The sequence below is a fragment of the Helicobacter japonicus genome, from assembly GCF_000762845.2.
GTDB classification, from domain to species: Bacteria; Campylobacterota; Campylobacteria; order Campylobacterales; family Helicobacteraceae; genus Helicobacter_C; species Helicobacter_C japonicus.
The window spans coordinates 68,660-76,235 of record NZ_JRMQ02000009.1; the positions used below are offsets into that span (position 1 = coordinate 68,660).

General features: G+C 34.9%; 9 protein-coding genes and 1 pseudogene. All 10 read right to left on the reverse strand.

Annotated elements, in window-relative coordinates:
* Window positions 1-7: 7 nt before the first annotated feature.
* Window positions 8-817: pseudogene (flgD, locus tag LS65_RS07010) on the reverse strand (flagellar hook assembly protein FlgD); the annotation flags it as partial.
* Between the two features lie 14 nt (window positions 818-831).
* Window positions 832-2,142, reverse strand: a complete 1,311-nt coding sequence (fliK, locus tag LS65_RS07015) for a flagellar hook-length control protein FliK (RefSeq protein ID WP_052060958.1) — start codon at window positions 2,140-2,142, stop codon at window positions 832-834.
* Window positions 2,135-3,016 carry a hypothetical protein gene (locus LS65_RS07020; protein ID WP_034360483.1) on the reverse strand — a complete coding sequence of 294 codons (882 nt, stop codon included), beginning with the start codon at window positions 3,014-3,016 and terminating at the stop codon, window positions 2,135-2,137. The genes fliK and LS65_RS07020 overlap by 8 nt, the downstream gene beginning before the upstream one ends.
* A 112-nt stretch (window positions 3,017-3,128) precedes the next feature.
* Window positions 3,129-3,815: a C39 family peptidase gene (locus tag LS65_RS07025; protein WP_052060956.1), complete on the reverse strand. Its 687-nt coding sequence runs from the start codon at window positions 3,813-3,815 to the stop codon at window positions 3,129-3,131.
* Complete coding sequence (locus tag LS65_RS07030) at window positions 3,815-4,714, reverse strand: outer membrane beta-barrel protein (RefSeq protein ID WP_052060954.1); 900 nt, start codon at window positions 4,712-4,714, stop codon at window positions 3,815-3,817. The genes LS65_RS07025 and LS65_RS07030 overlap by 1 nt, the downstream gene beginning before the upstream one ends.
* Window positions 4,715-4,732: 18 nt before the next feature.
* Entirely contained in the window at window positions 4,733-5,020 is a 288-nt protein-coding gene (locus tag LS65_RS07035; RefSeq protein ID WP_138129809.1) for a hypothetical protein, read from the reverse strand.
* A gap of 71 nt (window positions 5,021-5,091) precedes the next feature.
* Window positions 5,092-5,817 (reverse strand): hypothetical protein, encoded by a 726-nt coding sequence (locus LS65_RS07040; RefSeq protein WP_138129810.1) that lies wholly within the window; start codon window positions 5,815-5,817, stop codon window positions 5,092-5,094.
* A gap of 19 nt (window positions 5,818-5,836) precedes the next feature.
* Entirely contained in the window at window positions 5,837-6,136 is a 300-nt protein-coding gene (locus LS65_RS07045; RefSeq protein ID WP_138129811.1) for a hypothetical protein, read from the reverse strand.
* Between the two features lie 334 nt (window positions 6,137-6,470).
* Window positions 6,471-7,208 carry a hypothetical protein gene (locus LS65_RS07050; RefSeq protein WP_034361122.1) on the reverse strand — a complete coding sequence of 246 codons (738 nt, stop codon included), beginning with the start codon at window positions 7,206-7,208 and terminating at the stop codon, window positions 6,471-6,473.
* Between the two features lie 4 nt (window positions 7,209-7,212).
* On the reverse strand, window positions 7,213-7,512 hold the full coding sequence (locus LS65_RS10215; protein WP_236096673.1) for a hypothetical protein: 300 nt from the start codon (window positions 7,510-7,512) through the stop codon (window positions 7,213-7,215).
* Window positions 7,513-7,576 lie beyond the last annotated feature (64 nt).

The following is a 7,576-nucleotide window of genomic DNA, read 5'->3' on the forward strand; positions in this document are numbered from 1 at the left end:
GCCCGTGGTCCTTATTATAAAATTCAATTGCACTATCGAGTGGCAAAATCATATCACCCATTCTAAGCATAGGTGAGCCTTTATCAAAGATAATGCTTTGCACTTCGCCTCTTCCTACACGAGCGGTATGGTATTGCTTTGTATTTTCATCTAAATTATATTCTGCACGGATATTGTATGTGCCTTCTTCAACTTGTCGCCCTTGATTATCCAAAGTATCCCAAGTAAATTCCAAATAGCCATTTTGATTTGCTCTATCCTTAAGAGAAATGCTTTTTACCATTTCATTATTACTATTAAAAATGTAAATTGTTGGTTCTCCTTTATTCGGGTCAATTTTTTGGTCAAAATAAATAGAGAATTTCACTGCATTACCTTTTTTGACATTCACCCCAAATACATCAGTTTCAGCGACTTTACCAATCATTGAAACCGTGTTCAGCGCATTGAGCTGCGAAGTAGCAAGATTTGATTTTGCGCTCTCTTGCATACCAAGATTGAGTGCTTCAAGTGATTCTTTCATTTGTGCTTGAAATTCTTTGAGTTCTTTATTTGTTTCTTGTGTGCTTTTCATTGCCTCTGCAACTTCAACCATTGTTTTTTTATTTTGCTCTTGCATTTCTACTTGTGTAAGCTGGGCAGTTTGTGTGATGATTTTATCTGTTTCCATAGGCGCAGTGGGGTCTTGATTTTTGAGCTGTTCTAAAAATAGCCTCATAAACGCGTCATTATCAAGCTCATTAATATTGCGCACTTTTTCTTTTTCTTTAGCTATTTTTGCTGCACTGCCTGTAACTTCCGCTAAATCAATTGCCATAACAAACTCCTTTTTTAAGCATATTTAGGAAGCGTAATATACATTACATTCATTTCATTTTGTGAATCTTCCAAGCTATTTTTGTTCCTTTTGTCGTTGTTATTGTTTTGAGAATTATTTTGCTCTTTTTGATTTTCTCCGCCACCTTTATCGCTTGTATCGAAGTTGAAATCCACATTTTCAAATCCTACTTGTGAGAGATTGTTTCTAAAATCTACTTGATTTTGCAAAAATAAGCCAATTGCTGTAGGATTTGATATAACCTGAATATGCAAATCCTTACCTTTTTTAGTGATTGTAAGCTCTAAGCTACCTAAATTGCGTGGATTAAGCTCCATAGAAAGCTTTGTGATAGGTGGCTTATAGTTTTGAATCTCTTCACGTAAAGTTTGCACAAAGTTTCTAATATTTTCTTTTGCAAGGGCAGAACGATAAAGAATCTGTGAGCGGCTTGTTTCTTTTGTTTGATTCATTTCCACACTTTGCTTTTGAGCGGTATTTTTAGATGTCTTATTCTCTTTGTTTTCATCATTTTCACTTTCTTTTAGCTTTCCTTTTTGCTTTTTTCCTCCTGTTTGCAAAAGCTCGGCAAGATTTGTAGGCTTATCTTCTTCAAGTGGCTGGAGCATTTCATCAAAATTTACACGTTCTTCTAGTTGGGTAGATTTTGTTTGTGTATTAGAAATCTCCTCACTTTTAGCTATTTTGCCTTGTCTGCGCTCATCTTTGCGCGAATCTTTGTGATTTTTATCTTTTGTAGATTCTTTAGCAGCAAGACTTTCTGCTAAAACATTCCCTTTATTTTGTGTATTTTGTGCTTGGGGCATTTGAGGTTTGGCTTGTTGCTTGAGATTTTGTTCTGGCATAAGAATAGGTGTTTCTTCTTGTTCTTCATCATTATTACTATAATGTGCTGTTTCTATCTCTTGGTTTTTTTGCACCTTATTTTCTATTTCTTGCTCTTTTGCTTTAGGTAGGGTTTGTTGTGCTATTTCACCTTTTTGTGATTCTTTTATTTTTTCTGTTTTTTTTGTCTTTGGGCTTTGAGCTGGTTTAGAATCTAGTGCAATATTCTCTTGTGCCTTAGTATTTTTTGATTTTTTGGACTGCTTTTTTGTTTTTTGAGATGGTGCTTGTTTTGCCTCACTTACCTCATTTGTATCAAGTGTCTTTTTTGGCAATTCTTCTAGCTTGTCATCTGTTTTAAGGTTAAATGATTCCTTGATAGCATTTGTTTCTGTTTTAATAGATTCCGTAGTTGTTTGCTTGGAAATTAAAACTTTTGTGAGGAAATTATCCTCTGCTCCATCTTTTTCTTTAGCCAATCGGGGGTCTATCCTTTGAAGAAGATACATTGATGTTTTCATCATCAGGCTTTTTGGTTGGATATTCATTTGAGATTTTGCTTGTAATGTTTTTTGGCTTCTTGGTGCCGCGTTGAATAATGGCGATTCTATCGACATTATTTTCATATTCATACACAATTTTTTCTTTTGCAGATATTGGAATCTCTCTTACTTTGGGAGCTATCGGAGCAGGTGAATTTTCTTCTTGGGTTAAAGTCATATTGCTAGGATTTAATCCCTTTTCTTTAGCAATTTTCTCTATATCACCTAGAGTTTTATTATTGTTATTTGGTGCTTGTGGTGTTGGCATAGTTGTCAATGTGGGTGATTTTTGAATCTGTTCTGTTTTAAGAGAAGCGTTTGTAGCAATATTTTGCTCTTTAGTATTGCGTTGTGAAAGGGGAGATTCGCTATTTTGATTTTGTTTTACATCTTTTGGTGCATTTTTTGTAGCAAGTGGCGCACTTAATGCTTCAATAAGCGGATTTACTTCAGGTGCTTTTGACTCTTTTGATGATTTAGTTATTTTTTCTTGGAGGCTTATTTTAGAATCTTGTCCATTATTATCTTCAAATTCAAATGGCATTAAAGAATTGCTTGTAGCTACTTTTGCTTGAGCTACTTTGTTGGTAGGTGTTGTTTGAGGTGTAGATTTTGCTTGGACTGCGTTTTGTTTAGCAGATTCTGTTGCTTTTGCATTTGGATTTTTGACTTGTTTAGCTTTAGCAAACATCTCCTCAAATTTATTCTCTAATTTATCGACTTCAGATGAAGGTGAATTAGGGCGTTTGCTCGTATTGTTTGTAATAGAATTTGTTTTGTTCAAGATTGTATTTTGCGCAGTGTCTAGCATATTGCTCTCCTTGATAAAATTTAGTAATAAGCAAGCAATAAACATTCCCTAATGCAAAAATTAATGAAGAAAAAGGATTAAATGATGATATATATTATAGAAAAATATTTAGTTATCTTGTCGCTCTTTGCCTAATGCTTTCATAAGTGAGTTTAGAATCTTGCGTGTGTTGCATAAATACCGCATTGATACTTTGATTTTCTTGTGCGGGGAGGATAGCTAGAATCTTGCCCGGGTGCGTTAAATCTTCCCTTTGGTAAAACATCTCTACAAATTTTGCAATACTCACTTTTATATTACCAAGACTTGGGTCTGCGAGATACACAAATTGTGAATCTTTACCCTTATACACGCTAAAATGTTCCTTGTCCCGCACATTCACATATATAATCACAGGAGCTTTAAGCGTAGAGAGTGCATCTAAATCCAAAGCTAAACCAACCGCTTTAAACCCCTTATTTTGTGCAAATAAAGCTAAATCAGAAAATGAAAAACTCACACTCTCTCTTAATTGCTCATTGGTTTCTATCTCCTCTTTTTTGTTTATATCTATACCTTTATTAAGGAGCAAAAAATCTAAAATATCTTTTTCACTTACATTTTGGTTGTAATAATAAGTCAAAATCGTAGAGAGAGAAGCACTCCCGCAACTATAATCATACTGCTGTTTGGTAAGATTTTTATCTTTAATCTCACTCCAAGAGACAATGGGCTTTTGCATATATACAGATTGGTGATGTATATGCACATCACCAAAGCAGATTCTTAAGACAATACAAAGAAGTAAAACAAAACGCATTAGATTCTATATGAAAGCGATATGTTGAACGCATTGCTTGAAAAATTATGTGTTTCTAGCTTATCGACATCGACAAAGAGTATAAGCTTTGATTTGATTTCATACGCTATGCCAAAGGTATATCCTAATGATGAAGCTGTATAGGAAATAGTCTCATTGTTATGTTTGTCTTTACTTTGGTATTGATAGCGCACACCAAAGTTTAAAGATACATAGGGATTAACCGCAAAATACACTATGGGGCTAAGGGTGAAAGTCTCTCCATTTTGAATTTTACTATCTTTATGATATTTGGGGAGGTTTAGCCCAAAACCTGCTTGAAGTAAAAATACAATAGGGTCAATCGTATAAAAGCTTGTGGCAAAAAGTGAGTAACTTTTGCCATACTGCAAAGCTTTTTGTGTAGGAGAAAAATAAGTATTATCAAGCACTTCTGCACTACCACCAATAAGCAATGCTGGAGCTTTGCCCTCTCTTTTAGCTTCTGCTAAAAATCCAATACTCATTGAGCCAAAATCCCCATTGCTTGATGAGTTGAAGTTGCCAGTATTATCATCAACATAGCTTTTTTGCCAAAAGGCATTAAGAGTGCTAAAAACCTCTACGCGTTTGGTAACGCCATATCGTGCCTGAAGAGAGAAGCTTAAATAATCTTGATTGACATTTTCGTGATTCCAAAAAGGAATAGTAACAGACTCTGTAATATTAGGAAGCCCGTGAATGGAAGAGGGGATAGAAATAAGTGCAGGAGCTGAATTTTTACGCATAACATTGAGATAAGAAAATGAGCCTAGAATCTTAAATTGCTTCTTTGGTGTGAAAATCTCATCAATACTCACAGGCTTTGCACATAGCACAAAGGGCAAACACAAAGATAATGCAAAGATTCTAAATTTCATTTTCTCTTGTCTTAAAGGCTATTTATATGGTCTGTATGGTATTGGTTTTCCTATATTTGGCTTTATCAATTTTCTAAGCCAACCAAAAAACTCGCCTTGTGTAAGATTCATTTCTGTATCACTCAAAGCCACTACATTAAGATTTGCATTACTAGCAAATAGAAAATCTGCATCAGCTGACGAAAGAGATGAGATTTGCACAGCTCTTTTAGAATCTACACCTAATTTCGCACTAGAATCTAACGCACACAGCGGACTTAAAGCTAAACCTAAAGCCAAAATCAAAGCAAAACTACTCTTTTTCATACACGCTCCTTTTTATTTAATATTTTTAAACCTAAGCCCAAGAGATTCTTTATAGAATCCCTCAAGCCTTTTTAGAAAAATTGAAGCCCTAGCTCCACTTGACCAACAAGATGCTTCGTAGCAGGATGAAAGAAAGTGCCTGTATTATTGTGAGAAGCTGCAATATCAAAATACTTTGCTTTGAGATTCATAAAATAAGCTATTCTTGGCGATAGCTCATACGCAAAACCTACAGAGCCTCTAATCACATAGCTATAATCATTTATACCCGAGCGAGTTTCGTCTAAATAATGATAGCCGTGAAAGACATAGTGATAACCTACATTGTATTCATAAGTTGTCTTACCACCGCGATTAATGAAGCCGTGCAAATCTAATCCAGCTGTATGAAGCCCTGTCCTAAAGTATTTTGCCACAGAATCTAACCTTGAACTATGGTAAGTATAGGCTACATTGACAAAGATTGGGTTTGCTTGAGAGGCGATGTTTATACCAAGCTTAATACCATAATCATACCAATACGCACCTTCGTTTTTTCCACCTTTTGCTTTGGTTGCACCTATTCCTATTAATTCACCTCCTGCCAAAGCAAAAAAGCGTTTGTTGGCAAAAGTTTCTCTACCATCTAAAGTAATATAACCAAGGGCATTTTTGGTAACATCATCTTGATTGTCGATTTGATATAGCCCATACATACCACCTAAGCCCACTTTTAAGCTATCTGTTGCTTCACTCGCATACGCACATACTGCACCAAAGAGAGAGCAACCTAAAAATATTTTGCGTAAATATTTCATTATTCACCCCCCCCCCAGCTTAGCAAGCTTTAAAAAGGATTTTTGTTATCTTACAAGCAACTACGCCTGTAAAAACTCCTGCACCAAAAATAGCGAGCAGCGACTCTCCCTCTGTCTTTTGCATCTCCTCATCACTCAAAGCAATTACATTAAGGCTATTAGCATTTGCAGTGAAAAGAAAATCTGCATCAGCTGACGAAAGAGATGAGCTTTGCACAGCTCTTTTAGAATCTACACCTAATTTCGCACTAGAATCTAACGCACATAGCGGACTTAAAGCTAAACCCAATGATAAAACTATCGATAAACCAAATTTCATAATGAACCCCTTTATTAAAAATTCATTGTTCTTAAAGAAATATTTTTTAAGAACAATGAGTATTATAATGTAAAAAAATAAAATAAAACTTAAATTTATAGGCACTCTAAATATAGAGTGTTATTAATGAATTGTTACTTTTTGCTAAAGGATTCTATTTCAAGATAAGGAGTTACGCAGTTTCTCTTACCCCTAGAGAATCTTAAAATAAAATATTACGATTTGATACAAAAAAATATGAATGTCTCAAAATACGCTCAAGTATAGGGAATCTTATAAATTATGTTACTATTTAACACAAAGTAAATGAAATGTGTATGAATGTAAAAATGTATTAATAGTTCAATAAAGATTCAAGGCTTATACCACATTCAAACATAAACGCATAATCATTGTGTGGAGGCAGTGTGATAGGGGTATCATATATTTTATTGTGATACAAGATACCATTTATCCTTGCATATATATCACTTTTTTTGATGTATTCATTTCCTCTTTTAAAGCGCATACCAATAAAAGTATCAATGCGATAGCTTCCATCTGTATTACTTCTTTGAGATATGAAGCCCTTATCTGTATTTTGGCTTGTATAGTATCTTGTAATACTTGGGCTTATTCCTAATCCTATTTCTAATGCTATGCCACTGCTTATTTTTGTGTGATTAGCAATATATGCGCCCATAAAGAGTTGATTTGCACTAAAGATATTGTTTTCTCCAATGCTGTATCGCTCAACTTTTGTTTCAATATAGAGAAAAAGAGGATTCTCTCCGCCAAGTTTTGTCCCAATATGCGCGTAGGCAGAAGCTAAAAGCGTATTATAATCTTGCTTGTTTGAATCTATTGTGGGTGCAAAGGTAGGATACATTTGCCCTATATTCACACCCCCCGCAATATAGAGTTTATCCCAATGCCCTGCGGCATATGCAGAGAGATATACACCTGTATCATAAGTTTTGCTATGATGTGCCCCTAGCCCTATGCGTATATCCTCACAATGTGAGCTATAACAAGTGTAGGCAAGGGCGTTGGTGTAAAGGAGGGTAGTAAGAAAAAGAATTACTACACGCAAAGACTTAAAGCCTTACATTTACTTTCCAATCTTTGCATTTACCTTTGAAAGCACAGTTGTATCCCCATTGTGCTCCTCCAATGAGAATGCCAACACCAAGAGAAGTAAAGAATCCCTCTCCCTCTGTCTTTTGCATCTCCTCATCACTCAAAGCCACTACATTAAGATTTGCATTACTAGTAAAAAGAAATTCTGCATCAGCTGATGAAAGAGATGTGTTTGCCACAGCTCTTTTAGAATCTAACGCACATAGCGGACTTAAAGCTAAACCCAATGATAAAACTATCGATAAACCAAATTTCATAATGAACCCCTTTATTAAAAATTCATTGTTCTTAAAGAAATATTTTTTAAGAACAATGAGTATT